We start from the raw sequence: 16308 nt of genomic DNA on the forward strand, positions 1-16308 counted from the left end.
TCGCGGAACAAGCGCGTGGTGATCGTGGTTGCCGAGCGAGTGCGACGCGACCGCGGGACACGGGAGGCGTGATGAGCAAGACGGCCGAGGGCATGGTGCTGGTGATCAATTCCGGCTCCTCGTCCATCAAATACCAGCTGGTGGACCCAGATTCGGGCATGGTCGCGGCCTCGGGCGTGGTCGAGCGGATCGGCGAGGACGAAGGTGGGATCGAGCATCGCGCCGACGGCTCGACCACCGAGCGCCGCGAGCGGATCGCCGACCACGCCGCCGGGCTGCGACTGATCTTCGACACGTTCGCCGCGACGGGCCACGACTTGGTACGCGAAGGCGTGCGGGCGGTCGGGCACCGGGTGGTGCACGGCGGCGAGGTGTTCTACCGGCCCACCCTGATCGACGACGACGTGGTGGCCGCGATCAGCGAACTAGCCGCGCTGGCGCCGCTGCACAATCCGGCCAACGTCGCCGGGATCGAGAGCGCGCGGGCGCTGTTGCCGGGCGTGCCGCAGGTCGCGGTGTTCGACACGGCTTTCTTCCACGGCTTGCCCGCCGCCGCGAAGACCTACGCCATCGACGCCAAAGTGGCGGCCGCGCATGGCATTCGGAAGTACGGCTTCCACGGCACCTCGCACGAATACGTGTCTGGCTGCGCGGCCGACTTCCTCGGGCGTGACCCCGCCGAGCTGAACCAGATCGTCTTCCACCTCGGCAACGGCGCGTCGGCGTCGGCCATCCGTGGCGGTCGTCCGATCGATACCAGCATGGGCCTCACGCCGCTGGAAGGCCTGGTGATGGGCACCAGGTCCGGTGATCTCGATCCCGGCATCGTGGCGCATCTGGCGCGGTCGGCGCACCTGGACATCGATGCGATCGACACGCTGCTCAACCGGGATTCCGGGATCAAGGGCCTGTCCGGCGTGAACGACTTCCGCGAACTGCGCCGTCTCATCGACGGCGGGGACGAGGCCGCGCGGCTGGCCTACGACGTGTACATCCATCGGCTGCGGCGCTACCTCGGCGCGTACCTGATCGACCTGGGCGGCGTCGACGCGATCACCTTCACCGGAGGAGTCGGCGAGAACAGCCCACAGGTGCGGGCCGACGCCCTGGCCGGTCTCGGCGCGTTCGGCATCGAGGTGGATCCCGCGGCCAACACCGCGGAAAACCGTGCCGCGCGGCGTATCTCCCCGCCCGACGCACCGGTCGCGGTACTCGTGGTGCCGACCAACGAGGAACTGGCCATCGCCCGTGCCGCGCGGCACGTGGTCGACGGCTAGATCCAGGTCTTCGCGCGAATGAGGTTGGCCAGGTCGACGAGCGCGTAGCGATGCCTGCGGTTGGGCGCTCCACGAGCCAGCGAGCGCAGGCCCGTCTCGGCGCCCGCGCGGAGTTCGCGTTCGGTGAACGGCGCGCCGAACAGTGTGGCATCGGGACGCTTCGGCGTGTTGCCCGCCTGGAGCCACGCGAGGGCCGCGCCGAGCACCAGCACCCGCATCTGCACCGCGCGACTCTCGCCCGCGGGCAGGCTCAGCATCCGAGACGCCGAGATGTGCAGGGTGGCCTCGTCGAGATCGGCTATCGGCGCGGCGGTGAGCATCAGCAGCACCGCCGTCATCCGCGCGGTGGTGAAATGCCGTGACGCGGCGGGCACGGCGTCCAGCGCCTGCACGGCCTCGGCCACCCGCTCGTCCGCCGCCAGCTGCCTGGCCAGCCCGAAGGCGGCGCTCACCACGGTGCGGTCGGTGCGCCAGACGGTCTCGTACGCATGCTCGGCATAGCTGCGCCACTGTTCGGGGTCCGGCGAATCCCAATGCTGGAGTATGAGTTCGGCCGTTGCGGCGAGCGCCAGCTGGGGGGCGAGTTCGCCGGGGAGCACCCGGAAGACCTCGTCGAAGTCGGTGAAGGCGCGCTCGTACTCCCGGTCGAGCAATTCGGCCATGCCCCGAAACCAGCTCACCCGCCACTCCCGTTCGGGCAGCCGCGCCAGCAAGTCAAGCACCGTGGCGGATTCGCGCAGATCGAGCCGCACGCGCGCCTCGGCGAGGGTGAGTTCCAGCTCGAGCGTCTCCGGGGCGTTGCCGGGATCGGCTTCGGCTCGCTCACGTGCGTGCCGCAGCGCCTCCAGCGCGTGGGCGGGCTCGGGATGCACGGCTGCCGAGAGCAGGGGCGCGGCCGGGTCGGCCGGATCCAGCAGCGGAATCGGCAACGCCGCCACCACATCGGGGGCGTCGAGCAGGCTGCTGCGGGGGCGGCCGTCGGTGTAGGCGTCGGTTTGACTGATCAATTCCTCGGTGCCGAAACTGGACCGCGGCGGCGTGAAGACGGTGGACAACTGCGGGTGTTCGGTCTCGGTCTCCAGCGCGAGGATCTCCCGCAGCACGCCCGACATCTGGGCGGACATCGCACGGGCGGAGGGAAAGCGGCGCTGCGGGTCCGGGTCGGTGGCGCACAGCAGCAGACGATGGAAACACTGGTAGCGAGCCAGCACCGGCTGGTCGGCGGGGTCGGGCAGGCCGTCGAGGTACCGTCCGTGCTCCGAAGGCATGTTCAAGGTGAGCACGGCCAGCGTGCGCCCCACGGTGTAGACGTCGGAGGCGACGGTCGGGCCCGTACGCGCGATCTCCGGCGCCTGGAACCCTCTGGTGCCGTAAAGGTTTCCGTACGCTTCGATGGTGGCGACGGCCCCGAGATCGATCAGTTTGACCTGGTCGTCGGTGACCATCACGTTGTCGGGCTTGAGGTCGTTGTAGGTCAGGCCGGTCGAGTGCAGGTAGTCCAGCGCGGGCAGGATCTCGAGCAGGTAGGCGATCGCCTCGGTGACCGGCATGCGCTTCGGGCGTTCGTAGGAGTCGAGGATGTCGCGCAGCGACCGGCCGCCGACGTACTCCATGACGATGTAGCCGACGGGTGTGCCGTCCGCGCCGGTGTGCTCGACGAAGTTGTAGATCTTGACGATGCTGGGGTGCGCCACCTCGGCGAGGAATTGGCGTTCGGCCATGGCGACCGCCTGCGCTTCGGCGTCACCGGCGTGCAGCAGGCCCTTCAGCACGACCCAGCGGTCGCTGACATTGCGATCGATCGCCAGATAGATCCAGCCGAGTCCGCCGTGCGCGATGCAGCCCTGGATCTCGTACTGTCCCGCCACCATGTCGCCCGGGTACAGCGTGGGGCGGAAGTCGAAGGGCGCCTCGCAGGTCGCGCAGGTGCCCGCCGTGGTCGCGGGCCGGGTCGCCGTCGCCCGGCCGACCGGTTTGCCGCAGCGCCAGCAGAATCGCCTGCCTTCGGAGACGACCGCGTTGGTGAGCACGGCGTCGCGGGGATCCGCGGGCGTCACCGTCGGGATCGGCACCAGCCCGGCGCCGAGCCGCCGCACCGCAGGCCGGGTGCGCGCAGTGCGCACGCTGCGTCCGGAGGTGCGCTGCGGAGCCGACGCGGGTTCGGAATCCGTGCGTCGCGTCTGATCCGATGTCGCCGCGTACGCCGCCGTGCCCTGGGTTCCGCCCGGTTCCGGTGTCTCTTGCCTTTCGGCGGGGTCGCGTAGCCACGCGGCCGTGCTCGATGCCGTTTCCGGGCGGTTCACCTGCAATCGGGTCGCGTCCGAATCCGCCTCTTCCGCCGACTGTTCCGCATCCGCGGGCGATGGTTCGCGTTCCGTGTCCGGTGGGTTGTCCCGCGTGGGCGGCCCATGTTGCTCCGCACCGGTGCGGTCCGGTGTGTCGTCGGTGGACGAGGCCGATTCCTCGGCGTCGCGCACGGCAGGGTTCCGTGGGGTCTGCGCCTCATCGGGGGGATCAATGTCCTCGACGCGGTTCAACGCGACTGGGCCGAACGAGGTCGCCGCACGACCGATCGGCGTATACGTGGTGTGCTCGATTTCTTCGGCCGCAACCGTTTCCGGCTCGCCCACACCCGCGCGCCGCCCCGTTCCCGTGGCGTGTGCCCCCAGTTGTCGCGGGTCCGCGTGGTCTCCACGCGACGGTTTCGCCGCCGCCGCGTTCTGCTGCCGCCCGGCCGCGCTGGATCCAGCCTCGAACACAGCGGCCGGGCCGGGCCCTACCGCGGCGTTCTCGTCCGGGTCGGGCTCGGGGACCTGCCGTGTGCTCATCGACCCGTCAGTCCTGATACGTAGGCGCGGGTGGAGCGGGTACGGGGCCGAGAACGGTGAGATATTTCTGGTAAAGCCCGACCCAGGTGCCGTCGTTGCGGATGCGTTCCAGTGTGCCGTTGACGAAGCGGACCAGGTCGTCGTTGCCCTTGGTGATGCCGATGCCGTACGGCTCCTCGCTGATGCTGCCGCCGACCAGCTCGGTGTACGGGTCCTGCGCGGCCAGGCCTGCGAGCACGGCGTCGTCGGTGCTCACCGCGTCGACCTGGCGCTGTTGCAGCACGACCAGACAGTCGGCCCAGCTCGGCACGGTGAGGATGGTCGCGGCGGGCTGGTCGCGGCGCATGTGCTCCAGCGACGTGGTGCCCGAGACGATGCACACCCGCCGGCCCGCCAGATCGGCCAGGCTGCGGATCCCGGAGTTCTTCACCGCGAGCACCCGCTGGTTGGCGCGCAGATAGACGGTGGAGAAGGTGACCTTCTCGCGGCGCTCGCAGTTGATCGTCATGGTCTTGGCGACCAGGTCGACGGTGCGGTTCTGCAACGCCGTCTCCCGCTCGGCGGAGCCGAGGCTGCGGAACTCGATCAGATCCGGGCTGCCGAGCAGATCGCGGGCCACTTCCCTGGCGATGTCGGCGTCGAAACCGACGATGGCGCCGGAGATCGGGTCACGGTAGCTGAACAGATTGCTGCCGGTGTCCAATCCGACGAGCAGCCTGCCGCGCGCCCGGATCGCGTCGATCGCCGCGCCGCGCGCGGCAGCGCCCGCTCCGGTCGGACGCAGGCTCGCGGTCGGGTCTCCGCACCGCGACGCGCCCGGCGACGGCGGGACCGGCGAATCGGTGAGCACCGGAACGGCCTTGGCAGGCAACGGGGGATCGGTGTACTTCGGCGTCTTGCCCGACACCGGCGCGCCGGAATCGCTCGCACAGCCGCTCGCCAGCGTCACTACGACGAGGGTGGCCACCAGAATGCCGCGCGCGGATCTCATCGGTACTCCCGAAGCCGGGGCCAGATGCCCAGTCCGACATAGCCTGCCGCCAGTATGCCGAGCACCATCGCGCCCGCGCCCAGGAAGTCCAGGGTGCGGGCCGCATGGGAGATCCTGTCGCGCAGCGTGTCCCTGGTGGCGGCGATGCCTTGCTCCAGCGAACGGTCCAGCGCCTCCACCTGCACGGTGACGTCCGCCGAGCCGGGTCCGGTCGCCACCACGGCCGCGCTGTTGAAATCGCCCTTCGCCAGCGCGTCGTTCATGCGCTGGTGCGCCACTCGCCAGCGCGCCAGGGCAGGCACGGCATTGCGCATCTCGTTCGCCGCGGGCGCGGAGCCGGGATACTTGCCGATCAGATCGGCCAGCCGTTCGATGTCCGCGTCGTAGGTGCGGTCGTAGTCGCCGGTCGCGTCGCGGCGCACCAATTTCAAGGTCTCCGCGGCGCGGGCCTGCTGCACCAGGATGCGGCTCTCGGTCAACCGGGAGGAGGGCACCGCGCCGTCGTCGCGAGCGCTGATCATCGCCGCCGCCGACACCGAGCCCGCGATCACCGTCCACGCGAGCAGGATCAGCATGGCCGCCGACGCGAGCACCAGTCCCGGGTTGAGCACCCGCCGCCAGCGTCGCGCCAGATCGCGCTGGACCCAGACCAGCACGCCGAGGGTGAGCAGCAGCAGGCCGATCGCGGACCACGGCGGGCGCACGTGGTTGCGCTGCGCGGCGGTCACCGCCGCCGAGCGATGATTGTGCAGTTCCTCGGCCATAGGTAGCAGCGTCGTCTGCATCTGGTTGGAGGCCTCGCTCAAATACGCGGCGCCGACCGGATATCCGCTGCGATTGTTCGTCCGTGCGGTTTCCACCAGACCGGAGTACACCGGCAGGCCGGTGACTATGCCGGTGCGCAGCCGCGCATCCGGATCGGCCGCCGCGTCGGATTGGGTGACCAATTCCGCCGACGCTTCGCCCAGTGCCTGCGTGTAGCGATCCCGCACCGCCTGCGGCTCCAGCCCGCCGGAGATGAAGGCGGTGCTCGCCGCTGCGTCGGCGATCGACAGCGAAGTGTAGAGCCGGAGCGCGGAATGCGCGTCCGGTTCGGTGTCGCGCAGCAACACATCCAAACCCTGCTGTCGGTCACCGACCGTCGCGGCGGTCATCGAGCCCGCGGCCAGGCACAACCCGATGAGCAGCAGCCCGAGCGCGATCAGCCGTCCCGGTGAGGAATTGGCGAACGAACGCAGATTGGTCAGGTCGAGACGTTCGCGCACCACCGCGACGCTCAGGCCGCCCGGATCGTCCCGACCGGCGGGCTCGGGCGCGGACGACGGCCGGAGTTCGGCCGTCGTCGGCTCGGAGCTAGCCATGTCCACCTCCCCAGTTTGGGCCGCGTACGCGGATTTCTCGACGGCTGGACCGGATATCCGATCGATCCGTGCGTGTTGGTGCGGAGTTTATTGTGGTCGTACGGGCGCCGCGGCGTGTGAAACACCCCCGATTGGGAGGAGACGGCGGTGAGGCGCTGCCCGCGGCTGGACGAGGATGGGTACGACATGCGTGGTGACGGTGACGGTTGGTCGCGTGGCCCGGACGGATTGCGGCACTGGGGGCGCTTCGGCGCCGCCGGACTGCTGCTGCGCGCTCCGCTGGCCGATGGCGGTTCGGCGGTGCTGCTGCAACACCGCGCGCCGTGGAGTCATCAAGGCGGGACCTGGGCGTTGCCCGGCGGCGCGCGGGACAGTCACGAGACGCCCGTGCACGCGGCGGTCCGCGAGGCGTGGGAAGAGGCGGGCATCGATCCGGCCGACGTCCGGGTGCGCGGCGAGCGGGTGACAGCGTCGGCCCTGAGCGGCTGGACCTACACCACGGTCGTCGCCGACGCGGTGATGACGCTGCCGACCACCGGCAACCGCGAGAGCACCGAATTGGCCTGGGTTCCCGAGGACGACGTCGACGCCCGCCCGCTGCATCCCGGTTTCGCCGCGTCCTGGCCCACTCTGCGCGCCGCACCGGCGCGGGTGCTGCTCGCCGAACTCGGCGACGATCGAGCCGTCGCCGCCGCCCTGCCGCGCACGCTCGACCTCGCCGACCTCGGTTTCGTTTGGCTGCATTCGGATCCTGCCGGTCCGGGCGACTACGCCAGGATCGTCGACGAGCCGAGCGTGCAGGCCGCGGAGCCCGCGTCGAACGGGAACACGGCGGTGGAGACCGCGCTTTCGTTCACCCGCGGACAGGTGCTTTCCTGACCGCGGCGCTCACGCGTTCGCCAGTAGCGCCGTTTTCAGCTCACGCGCCGCGGCTTCCGGATCGCGTGCCTCGGTGATCGCGCGCACCACGACGACCCGCTTCGCCCCGGCTTCCAGCACCTGCGCCAGGTTCTCGGCGTTGATCCCGCCGATCGCGAACCAGGGCCGGGTGGGATGGGCGTCCGCGGTGGAGCGAACCAGTTCGGGGCCCGCCGCCTGCCTGCCGGGTTTGGTCGGGGTCGCCCAGATGGGGCCGGTGCAGAAGTAATCGATGTGCTCATCGATCGCGGCGAGCCCGGCCTGCGCGCGATTGTGCGTGGATCGTCCGATCACCACGTCGGGCCCGAGGATTCGGCGCGCGTACCAGGGCGGCAGGTCGCCTTGGCCGAGGTGCAGCACGTCGGCGGTGGCGGCGAGGGCGATGTCGGCGCGGTCGTTCACCGCGACCAGCCCGCCGTGCCTGCGCGCGGCGGCCTTCAGTTCGGCCAGCGCGCCGAGCTCGGCCCTGGCCTCCAGCGGGCCGAACTCGGCCTCGCCCGGTGATCCTTTGTCCCTGAGCTGGATGATGTCGACTCCGCCTGCGAACGCGGCCTCGGCGAACTTGGCCAGATCGCCCTTCTCCCGGCGAGCGTCGGTGCACAGGTACAGCCGCGCGTTCGTCAGACGCTCCCGCGGCGAGGCGGGTCGATTGGGGTGGGAGGGTTGCACGCCTTCGACCGTAGCCGCGCTACCGTGGGATGCGAAACAGGAGGCAGGTGGATCGGATGCGGACTCTGGCCGTCGTCGGTGGCGGCGCCGTGGGGCTCGCCGTGGCCTGGCGGGCCGCCGAGGCCGGTTGGTCGGCCACCCTGTTCGATCCGGCTGTCGCCACCGGGGCCTCCTGGGTGGCCGGGGGCATGCTCGCACCGCTGTCGGAAGGCTGGCCCGGTGAGGATCGGGTGCTCGAATTCGGCGCAGCGTCGCTGGCCCGCTGGCCGGAATTCGCCGCCCGGCTGGCGGACGCGACCGGCGTCTCGGTTTTCGTGGCGGACGAGACCATGACCGTCGCGCTGGACGCGGCCGACGCGGCCGACCTGCGCACCGTGGCCGATTGGGTCGGCGGACGCGGGCACGAGCTGCGCCTGCTGGACCGCGCTGGAGTGCGTGAGCGGGAACCCGGCCTGGCCAGGACGGTGCGCGCCGCGCTGCTCGCACCCGCCGAACCCGCGATCGACAACCGCAAGCTGGTCGCCGCGCTGCGGCGAGCCGCCGAGGCGGCCGGCGTCGTGGTTCGCGCCGAGTCCGTAGACTCGCTGACGGAACTTCCGCACGACCAAGTCGTGCTCGCCGCGGGAGCCGCGTCGGCGGCATTGTGGCCGGAGCTGCCGGTTCGCCCGGTGAAGGGCGAGATCCTGCGCCTGCGGCAACGGCCCGGCGTCGCGCCCGCGCCGCGCCGGGTGATCCGAGCCAGAGTGCACGGGCGCGCGGTCTACCTGGTGCCGCGCGCCGACGGAATCGTCGTCGGCGCCACGCAGTACGAGGCGGGTTTCGACACCGCGGTCACCGTCGCCGGCGTCCGCGACCTGATCGCCGACGCGGAGGCGGTGTTCCCCGGCATCGGCGAATACGAACTGGCCGAAGCGAGCGCCGGTTCCCGGCCGGGCAGCCCGGACAACCTGCCGCTGATCGGCCGGCTCACCGACCGCATCGTCGCGGCCACCGGGCACGGCCGCAACGGCATGCTGACCCTGCCGCTCACGGTGGACGCGGTGGCGAGCCTGCTCGGCGGGGCAATGCTGCCCGAAGCGGAAGTAGCCGACCCGCAACGCTTTTCGACGACTGTAGGAGGAATTCGATGACGCTGTCATCCGTCCCCATCGGTGTCACGGTGAATGGCGACGAGCACGAGTTCGCCGAGCCGCTCACCGTGCGCGAGTTGCTGGAGCGCCTCGGACTGCCGTGCCGGGGTGTCGCGCTCGCGGTGGACGGAGCCGTGTTCCCCAAGTCGCGCTGGGACGAACCGGTCGGGCGCGGCTGGCAGATCGAGGTGCTGACGGCGGTTCAAGGTGGCTGAGGCTGCGACGGCATCCGCGCGGGCCGACGCCCCGCTGCGGATCGCGGACCGGGAGTTCGGTTCCCGCCTGATCATGGGCACCGGCGGCGCGGAGAACCTCGCCGTGCTGGAGGAAGCGCTGATCGCCTCCGGCACCGAGTTGACCACCGTGGCCATGCGGCGCATCGACGCCGCGGGCGGCACTGGTGTGCTCGACCTGCTGAAACGTCTGGACATCGCGCCGCTGCCGAACACGGCGGGCTGTCGCACCGCGGCCGAGGCGGTGCTCACCGCGCAGCTGGCGCGTGAGGCGCTTGACACCAACTGGGTGAAACTCGAGGTGGTCGCCGACGAGCGCACCCTGCTGCCGGACCCCGTCGAACTGCTCACCGCCGCGGAACAACTCGTCGACGACGGCTTCGTCGTGTTGCCCTACACCAACGACGACCCGGTCCTGGCTCGCCGTCTGGAGGAGACGGGTTGCGTGGCGGTGATGCCGCTGGGCGCGCCCATCGGCACCGGCCTCGGCATCGGCAACCCGCACAACATCGAGATGATCGTCGCCGACGCGAAGGTGCCGGTCATCCTGGACGCGGGCATCGGCACCGCGAGCGACGCCGCCCTCGCCATGGAACTCGGCTGCTCCGCGGTGTTGCTGGCCACCGCCGTCACCAGGGCGAAACGCCCCGAGTTGATGGCCGCGGCGATGGCGGACGCGGTGCGCGCCGGATACACCGCGCGCTTGGCCGGGCGCATCCCGAAGCGCTTCTGGGCCCAGGCATCGTCCCCGGGGCTGTGAGCGTCGGGCTCGAGTCCAGAGGCCCGGGACGTCGATGACGGCTTTCGGAATCGTGTGCTCGGCCCTCACTCCGTCGGCGAACGATGGCGGCCCAGTCGCCTCCGGATCCAGCCGTTGACGGAAGCGGGTCTAGCAGGTGCCTGCCATCACTCGGTGGGGCGAGTCCGGGCGCGCTGGGTTCGGGCCTCAGCCGTTGACGAAGGTGAGGTTCGTCGCGTCGTAGCGGTCGCCCGCCACTTGCTCCGGCGGGGCGGCGGCCTCGATGGCGGCGATGTCGTCGGCGGACAGCTCGATGGTCAGCGCTGCGAGGTTCTCCTCCAGGTACCGCTGCCGTCGGGTGCCGGGAATCGGCACCACGTCCTCGCCCCGGTGCTGCACCCAGGCCAACGCGAGCTGGCCCGCGGTGACACCTTTCGCCGCGGCCAGCTCGTTCAGCTCGGCGACGATCGCCAGGTTCCGTTCGAGGTTGCCGTCGGCGAAGCGAGGCTGGCTGCGCCGCACGTCGTTGTCCGCCAGGCCTTCCACCGAGTTGTACCGTCCGGTCAGGAATCCGCGCCCGAGCGGCGAGAAGGGGACCAGGCCGATGCCGAGTTCACGGCAGACCGGGAGAATCTCCGCCTCCAGATCATGCGTCCACAATGACCACTCGCTCTGCAACGCGGCGATCGGGTGCACCGCGTGTGCGCGGCGAATGGTGTCCGCGCCCGCCTCCGACAGCCCGAGGTGCCGGACCTTCCCGGCCTGTACCAGTTCGGCCATCGCGCCGACGGTCTCCTCGATCGGCACCTGCGGGTCCACCCGGTGCAGGTAGTAGAGGTCGATGTGGTCGACGCCCAGCCTGCGCAGCGATGCCTCGCATGCCTGTCGCACGTAGGCCGCGTCGCCACGGATATGAGTGGGCTCGCCCAAACGGTTGGCGAAGCCGAATTTCGTGGCGAGCACCACCTCGTCTCGCCGCCCTGCGACGGCCCGCCCGATCAGCTCCTCGTTGTGCCCCGCGCCGTAGAAGTCGGCGGTGTCCAACAAGGTGACCCCCAGGTCGAGGGCATGGTGCAGCGTCACGATCGACTGCTCGTCGTCCGCGGCGCCGTAGCCGTGACTCATACCCATGCACCCCAGGCCCTGCGCGGAAACGGTCAGCCCACCGAGCTGCCGGGTCGGAACCTCGTTCATGCTGCTACCTCCTGCACTCGAATTCGTCGGCCCCGACGCTAGGTGCTGGAGCGCGCTCCATGTCAACCATTCCCGCGAGTGGCACATGGTCGAAGGTCTTCTCGCACTTCGCCGCAACCATGTGCCACTCGCGGCGCCTCAGCGGCGCTCGTGGCGGGAGCAGGCGAGGTCGTAGGCGGTGCGGAGGAGGGTGCGGGTGGGCGCGGTGGTTCGGGGGCCGGGGTTGATGACTGCCAGCCAGGCGGCGGATGCGTAGACCGGGTGGGGGATCACCGTATCGGTTGCGCTCGGATTGTCGGGGGTGGATCGTTCGCGGGGAGTGTGGCCGGTCCAGTGGGTGAAGGCTTCTTTTCCGGCGGCGATGTTGACGCGGAACGCATCTGGGCGGTCCAAGTCCGAACTTTCGTCGCCGGGATAGTTCTTCGTCACGATCGTCGCGAAGGGCTGGGTCGCCTTCGGTATCACCCCGTCCGGTGAGTAGTAGAAGAAGGTATCGCCCCAGCTGATCTCCGGTGAGCCGTCGCCGGGGCCGGGGCTGAGGGTGAGGACTCCGTCGAGGGTGGAGACGAAGCCGATGATCTCGTCGATGGTCACGTATTCCAGCGTTTCATTAAGGTGCTTGTGGAGACTTCGAGCAGGAGGCGCATGGCAAATAGCGTGACAAGTCGCAACTCCACGATGCGCACGGCCGATGTGGCGCTGCGGGTCGGGTACTCCGTGCAGCAGATCCGCAACCTCGAACGCGACGGTGTGCTGCCGACGGCGATACGCACTGCGACCGGCTACCGCAGGTACGGCGAGGTGCATGTGCGTTCCGCACTCGCCTATCGAGCGCTGGCGGCGGGCGTCGGCCCCGTCGAGGCCAAGCGCATCGTTCGCGCCGTCCACGAGGGACCGGTACCTCAGGTACTGGCTCTGCTCGACGCGGCACATGCCCGGCTGGACCGGGAACGCACCGATCTGGCACTCGCCAAGCGGGCGGCGGAGGTGATCTCCGCCGAGCCGATCGCCGACGCGCGCCCTTCGGATGCGATGAGCGTCGCCGAACTCGCTGCCGCGCTGGGCGTGCGCCCGTCGACACTGCGGCATTGGGACGCGGAGGGACTCGTCGTCCCGGATCGCGCGACCACGCAGCGCACGCGGCAGTACTCTCCCATCCAGGTCCGGGATGCCCGGATCGTCCATCAGCTCCGCAGAGCGGGATACCGCGTCGACACGCTGAAGACCTTGATGTCCGACCTGCCGCGCGGCCACCGATCCGATGACGTCGAGGCGGCGCTGGCGGCTCGGGACGCGAGCATCGCGGCTCGATCTCGCGCCCTGCTCGACGCGGCCGCCGCGCTCGCCGCCGTGTTCGCCCTCGCGGTGTAAACGCCTGTGATACTGCCGCTCCGAACATCGGCGGCGCTGCGCGATCCGAGTGCGATCCCCGGTTACATCGCTCCGCTGCTGCACGTCGCCGAACTACTCGGCCGTTGAGACTTCGGCCTCGACCCTTAAGGGATCCTGTTTCCCGTCCTCATCCTCGAGGATGATCCAACTCGGCACTAATTACCGACGCGCGCGCCCGCGATTTGCGGAATGCTGGGCGGCATGATCGAGCTGAAAGGCCTCACCAAGCACTACGGGCAGACCGTAGCGGTGCAGGATCTGACCTTCACCGTTCGCCCCGGGCAGGTAACGGGGTTCCTCGGACCGAACGGCGCGGGTAAATCGACCACCATGCGCATGATCCTCGGCTTGGACAAGCCCACCGCGGGCACCGCCTTGATCAAAGGCAGGCCATACCACGAGCTGGACCATCCGCTGCGGACCGTCGGCGCGCTGCTGGACGCCAAGTGGGTGCATCCGAACCGGTCGGCGCGGGCTCATCTGGAGTGGATGGCCGCCTCCAACGACATCGCCAAGTCCCGGGTGGAGGAGGTGCTGCGGCTGGTCGGCCTGTCCGAGGTTGCGGGCAAGTCGGCGGGCGGCTTCTCGCTCGGCATGTCGCAGCGGCTCGGCCTGGCCGGCGCGCTGCTGGGCGACCCGGAGGTGCTGCTGTTCGACGAACCGGTGAACGGCCTCGATCCGGAGGGCATCCTGTGGATCCGCCGCTTCATGCAGCGGCTGGCCGCCGAGGGCCGCACGGTGCTGGTCTCCAGTCATCTGCTGTCGGAGATGGCGCAGACCGCCGAGCACCTGGTTGTGATCGGGCGCGGCAAGCTGATCTCGGATTCCACCACCCAGGAGTTCATCGAACGCGCCTCGGAGCAGACGGTCCGGGTGCGCAGCCCGCAGCTCGACCAGCTGCGCAGCGTGCTCACCTCCAACGGCATGACCGTCAGGGAGGACGGCGCGAGTGCCGACGGCCCCGCGCTCATGGTGGCGGGCGTCTCCAGTGACGCGGTGGGCAAGCTCGCGGGCGAGAACAGCATCACGCTGTTCGAGCTGGCCCCGCAGCGCGCGTCGCTGGAAGAGGCGTTCATGCGGATGACCGGCGGCGCGGTGGAGTACCACGGCGAAGGCTTCGATCCGACGGGAGCGACGGGCCCGGAGGCGGCAGCTGGCGTAACCACGAAGGGCCCCGCGGACGGCGGCTCCTACACAGCGATGGGAGGTGCGCTCTGATGGGCGTGCTGGCAGCGGAACGAATCAAGCTCACCTCGACCAGGTCGCCCTGGTGGTGCTCGGCGATCGTCGTCGCCCTCGCGCTGGGCATGGCCGCCTTGCTCGCCTCGGTGGCGCGCGCGTCCTACGGCACGGAAGGCGCGATCGACCTGACGGTCTCCACCGCGGTGGCCGGGATCAGCGGTTTCGGCGTGATGGTCCTGATGATCATGGCCACCCTGACCGTGACCAGCGAATACCGCTTCGGCATCATCCGGACGACGTTCCAAGCGACGCCGCACCGGGCCAAGGTCATCCTGACCAAGGCCGGGCTGGTCAGCGTGTACGGCGCGCTGCTGACCATCGCCTTGGCGTTCGTCGCCTACGTGGTGGCGAAAGCGATCAGCGGGCCGGACGCGGGCGCGGCGCTCACGCTGTCCAGCGCGGCCGACTGGCGCGAGGTCTACTCCATCCCGATCTACGCGTTCCTGTGCGTCGTCCTCGCGGTCGGCGTCGGCGTGCTGGTGCGGCAATCCGCCGCCGCGATCTCGCTGATCGTGCTGTGGCCGCTGCTCATCGAGGGATTGCTCGGTGCGTTCGGCAGCTTCGGGCGCAATGTCACCCCGTTCCTGCCGTTCGCGAACGCGAACCATTTCATGAGCGCCTCCCCGTCCACGGCCAACTGGCACTGGGGACCCTGGGGCAGCCTGCTCTACTTCACCGTCTTCGTCGCGATCGTCTTCGGCGCGTCGCTGGTCGTGGTGAACCAGCGCGACGCTTGAGACGAGCTCCCTTGACGACCCGAGTCGCCTTCCCTCGCCACTCGGGTTGACGGTGCGCCGACCTTGTCGGGAGGTCCGGCGCTCCCCCCACCGCCCGTCACTGCCCGGCGGACGGTGCCCTGATCGGCCCGGTGCGAACCCTCGCGCCGGGCCGATCGTGCGTGTGAACATCGAGGAAACTATGCCCCTTGCCGGTTCCGAGACCCCTTCTCGCCCGAGTAGCCTCGGTGCAGCAACCAGCTCGTTATCCAATGCCGGGCCCGACGGTGTGCTCGCTGAGGTTCGCAGCGGAGGTGGCACATGGTGATGATCGGTAACCTGCCGACGTCGGATCGGCTGAGATACCCTCGGGGCGTGCATGAAACACCTTCCGGCGGCGCCGAGCCGGGGTCGGGGCCGGAGGCCGAGGGAGGGGTAGGGGTACCGCCCGAGGTGGTCATTCCGTTGGAGCCGTCCGATCCGGGCGATGCTCCCCGCCGTTCCGGCGGGTTACGGCGTGCCCAGATATCCGCGCTGGTGAACGCGGCGAATCAGCGGGCGGACCTGATCGGCGTGCTGCGCAAGGCGCGGCAGCAGCTGCCGGGTGATCCCGCTTTCGGCGACCCGCTGTCGGTTTCCGGGCCCGGCGGGGCGCGAGCGGTCGCGCGCGCGGCGGACAAACTGGTCGGCGACGCACCGAGCGCCGCGCGGGAGATCGGCTTCGGCGCCTTGCAGGTCTGGCAGGCCGCCCTGGAGCGGATGGGGCGCGGTAAAGGTAGCCAAGAAGTAACTGTCATGTTCACCGATCTGGTGGCCTTCTCGCGCTGGTCGCTGTCGGCCGGTGACGAGGCCACCCTGGAACTGCTGCGCAAGGTGGCCAAGGCCATCGAGCCGCCGATCGCCGAGCGGGGCGGCCACGTGGTCAAGCGCATGGGTGACGGGGTCATGGCGGTGTTCCCCTCGGCCGACCGGGCGGTGCGCGCCGCCGTGACCGCCAAGCGCAACCTGGCCGACGTGCAGGTGCGCGGCTATACCCCGCAGATGCGGATCGGTTTGCACACCGGTTCCCCGCGTGAGATCGGGGGCGACTGGCTCGGGGTGGACGTCACCATCGCGGCCCGGGTCATGGAGGCGGGCGGCAACGGCAACACCATGCTGTCGGAGGCCACGCTCCAGGGGCTGCGGCCGGAGACGCTGGCGGAGCTGGGCTTGGCGGCCAAGCCGTATCGCCGCAGCTTTTTCGCGGCGCCACTCAACGGTGTCCCTGAGGACCTGCGAATCTTCCGGTTGTCGAGGGGCTGAGCGGCTGCCTCTCCGCTCGATCTATCCGAGCCACCAGGCCAGCGCGCCGCCCGCCGCGAGGGCGGCGCAGACGGCGAGCGCGATGGACACCGGCCGGGCCGTCCTCCAGGTGGTGTAAACGCCGCCGAGCAGGAAGCCCGCCAGGGCGAACAGAACGATCACGGTGACGTCGCTGGACACGGTGCCATCTTGCTCCAGCCCACTCGGTCTCCCGGTGGCCGGGGCGGCGGGGCGGCAATTAACAAGCACGCATGCTTGCTTTTTTCTGGCCCCGGTGTGATGCTGGTCGCGGAACGCGGACTTCACGGGTGCGGCA

16 protein-coding genes are annotated in these 16308 nt (G+C 70.1%); 9 read left to right on the top strand and 7 right to left on the bottom strand.

Annotation, left to right across the window (positions count from 1 at the left end; translation table 11 throughout):
* Positions 1-71 precede the first annotated feature (71 nt).
* Positions 72-1277 (top strand): acetate kinase, encoded by a 1206-nt coding sequence (locus ABZW96_RS05385; protein ID WP_355071573.1) that lies wholly within the window; start codon positions 72-74, stop codon positions 1275-1277.
* On the opposite strand, the gene ABZW96_RS05390 is transcribed toward ABZW96_RS05385, so the two are convergent.
* Genes ABZW96_RS05390 through ABZW96_RS05400 form a run of 3 tightly spaced genes read right to left on the bottom strand, consistent with a single transcriptional unit; the run spans position 1274 to position 6457 of the window.
* Entirely contained in the window at positions 1274-4105 is a 2832-nt protein-coding gene (locus tag ABZW96_RS05390) for a tetratricopeptide repeat protein (RefSeq protein WP_355071575.1), read from the bottom strand. The genes ABZW96_RS05385 and ABZW96_RS05390 overlap by 4 nt on opposite strands.
* Positions 4106-4112: 7 nt before the next feature.
* The gene (locus ABZW96_RS05395; RefSeq protein WP_355071577.1) at positions 4113-5096 is read right to left on the bottom strand and encodes a glutamate ABC transporter substrate-binding protein; all 984 of its coding nucleotides are present in this window, start codon (positions 5094-5096) and stop codon (positions 4113-4115) included.
* Positions 5093-6457: a hypothetical protein gene (locus ABZW96_RS05400; RefSeq protein ID WP_355071578.1), complete on the bottom strand. Its 1365-nt coding sequence runs from the start codon at positions 6455-6457 to the stop codon at positions 5093-5095. Before ABZW96_RS05400 ends, ABZW96_RS05395 begins: the two co-directional genes overlap by 4 nt.
* Before the next feature lie 186 nt (positions 6458-6643).
* Between ABZW96_RS05400 and ABZW96_RS05405 the strand changes: the two genes are divergently transcribed.
* The gene (locus ABZW96_RS05405; RefSeq protein ID WP_355072117.1) at positions 6644-7336 is read left to right on the top strand and encodes an NUDIX hydrolase; all 693 of its coding nucleotides are present in this window, start codon (positions 6644-6646) and stop codon (positions 7334-7336) included.
* 9 nt (positions 7337-7345) lie between these two features.
* On the opposite strand, the gene thiE is transcribed toward ABZW96_RS05405, so the two are convergent.
* Positions 7346-8044: a thiamine phosphate synthase gene (gene thiE / locus ABZW96_RS05410; RefSeq protein WP_355071580.1), complete on the bottom strand. Its 699-nt coding sequence runs from the start codon at positions 8042-8044 to the stop codon at positions 7346-7348.
* 56 nt (positions 8045-8100) lie between these two features.
* On the opposite strand from thiE, the gene thiO reads away from it, so the two are divergent.
* From thiO to ABZW96_RS05425, 3 genes are read left to right on the top strand one after another with little or no spacing between them, the layout of a single operon-like run.
* Positions 8101-9174, top strand: coding sequence for a glycine oxidase ThiO (thiO, locus tag ABZW96_RS05415; RefSeq protein ID WP_355071582.1), 1074 nt, complete (start codon positions 8101-8103; stop codon positions 9172-9174).
* The gene (gene thiS / locus ABZW96_RS05420) at positions 9171-9389 is read left to right on the top strand and encodes a sulfur carrier protein ThiS (protein WP_355071584.1); all 219 of its coding nucleotides are present in this window, start codon (positions 9171-9173) and stop codon (positions 9387-9389) included. The genes thiO and thiS overlap by 4 nt, the downstream gene beginning before the upstream one ends.
* Positions 9382-10167, top strand: a complete 786-nt coding sequence (locus ABZW96_RS05425) for a thiazole synthase (RefSeq protein WP_355071586.1) — start codon at positions 9382-9384, stop codon at positions 10165-10167. The genes thiS and ABZW96_RS05425 overlap by 8 nt, the downstream gene beginning before the upstream one ends.
* 186 nt (positions 10168-10353) lie before the next feature.
* On the opposite strand, the gene ABZW96_RS05430 is transcribed toward ABZW96_RS05425, so the two are convergent.
* Both ABZW96_RS05430 and ABZW96_RS05435 read right to left on the bottom strand, forming a co-directional pair.
* Positions 10354-11340, bottom strand: coding sequence for an aldo/keto reductase (locus ABZW96_RS05430; RefSeq protein ID WP_355071588.1), 987 nt, complete (start codon positions 11338-11340; stop codon positions 10354-10356).
* A gap of 138 nt (positions 11341-11478) precedes the next feature.
* Positions 11479-11934 carry a DUF6194 family protein gene (locus ABZW96_RS05435; protein WP_355071590.1) on the bottom strand — a complete coding sequence of 152 codons (456 nt, stop codon included), beginning with the start codon at positions 11932-11934 and terminating at the stop codon, positions 11479-11481.
* Between the two features lie 84 nt (positions 11935-12018).
* On the opposite strand from ABZW96_RS05435, the gene ABZW96_RS05440 reads away from it, so the two are divergent.
* From ABZW96_RS05440 to ABZW96_RS05455, 4 genes are all read left to right on the top strand, one after another.
* Positions 12019-12711: a MerR family transcriptional regulator gene (locus ABZW96_RS05440; protein ID WP_355072119.1), complete on the top strand. Its 693-nt coding sequence runs from the start codon at positions 12019-12021 to the stop codon at positions 12709-12711.
* 222 nt (positions 12712-12933) lie between these two features.
* A complete protein-coding gene (locus tag ABZW96_RS05445; protein WP_355071591.1) occupies positions 12934-13950 on the top strand; it encodes an ATP-binding cassette domain-containing protein in 1017 nt (338 codons plus the stop codon).
* Entirely contained in the window at positions 13950-14711 is a 762-nt protein-coding gene (locus ABZW96_RS05450) for an ABC transporter permease (RefSeq protein WP_355071593.1), read from the top strand. The genes ABZW96_RS05445 and ABZW96_RS05450 overlap by 1 nt, the downstream gene beginning before the upstream one ends.
* Before the next feature lie 504 nt (positions 14712-15215).
* The gene (locus ABZW96_RS05455; RefSeq protein ID WP_355072121.1) at positions 15216-15992 is read left to right on the top strand and encodes an adenylate/guanylate cyclase domain-containing protein; all 777 of its coding nucleotides are present in this window, start codon (positions 15216-15218) and stop codon (positions 15990-15992) included.
* 21 nt (positions 15993-16013) lie between these two features.
* Here ABZW96_RS05455 and ABZW96_RS05460 read toward each other — a convergent pair whose 3' ends face one another.
* On the bottom strand, positions 16014-16172 hold the full coding sequence (locus ABZW96_RS05460) for a hypothetical protein (RefSeq protein WP_355071595.1): 159 nt from the start codon (positions 16170-16172) through the stop codon (positions 16014-16016).
* Positions 16173-16308 lie beyond the last annotated feature (136 nt).

The organism is Nocardia sp. NPDC004168 (genome assembly GCF_040610355.1).
Lineage (GTDB): Bacteria > Actinomycetota > Actinomycetes > Mycobacteriales > Mycobacteriaceae > Nocardia > Nocardia sichangensis.

Bases quoted from the DNA above. Each gene is read 5' to 3' on its own strand.
- ABZW96_RS05395 (WP_355071577.1), bottom strand. From the start codon at position 5,096: ATGAGATCCGCGCGCGGCATTCTGGTGGCCACCCTCGTCGTAGTGACG.
- ABZW96_RS05450 (WP_355071593.1), top strand. From the start codon at position 13,950: ATGGGCGTGCTGGCAGCGGAACGAATCAAGCTCACCTCGACCAGGTCG.
- ABZW96_RS05390 (WP_355071575.1), bottom strand. From the start codon at position 4,105: ATGAGCACACGGCAGGTCCCCGAGCCCGACCCGGACGAGAACGCCGCG.
- ABZW96_RS05405 (WP_355072117.1), top strand. From the start codon at position 6,644: ATGCGTGGTGACGGTGACGGTTGGTCGCGTGGCCCGGACGGATTGCGG.
- ABZW96_RS05400 (WP_355071578.1), bottom strand. From the start codon at position 6,457: ATGGCTAGCTCCGAGCCGACGACGGCCGAACTCCGGCCGTCGTCCGCG.
- ABZW96_RS05440 (WP_355072119.1), top strand. From the start codon at position 12,019: ATGCGCACGGCCGATGTGGCGCTGCGGGTCGGGTACTCCGTGCAGCAG.
- thiO (WP_355071582.1), top strand. From the start codon at position 8,101: ATGCGGACTCTGGCCGTCGTCGGTGGCGGCGCCGTGGGGCTCGCCGTG.
- ABZW96_RS05445 (WP_355071591.1), top strand. From the start codon at position 12,934: ATGATCGAGCTGAAAGGCCTCACCAAGCACTACGGGCAGACCGTAGCG.
- ABZW96_RS05430 (WP_355071588.1), bottom strand. From the start codon at position 11,340: ATGAACGAGGTTCCGACCCGGCAGCTCGGTGGGCTGACCGTTTCCGCG.
- ABZW96_RS05385 (WP_355071573.1), top strand. From the start codon at position 72: ATGAGCAAGACGGCCGAGGGCATGGTGCTGGTGATCAATTCCGGCTCC.
- thiS (WP_355071584.1), top strand. From the start codon at position 9,171: ATGACGCTGTCATCCGTCCCCATCGGTGTCACGGTGAATGGCGACGAG.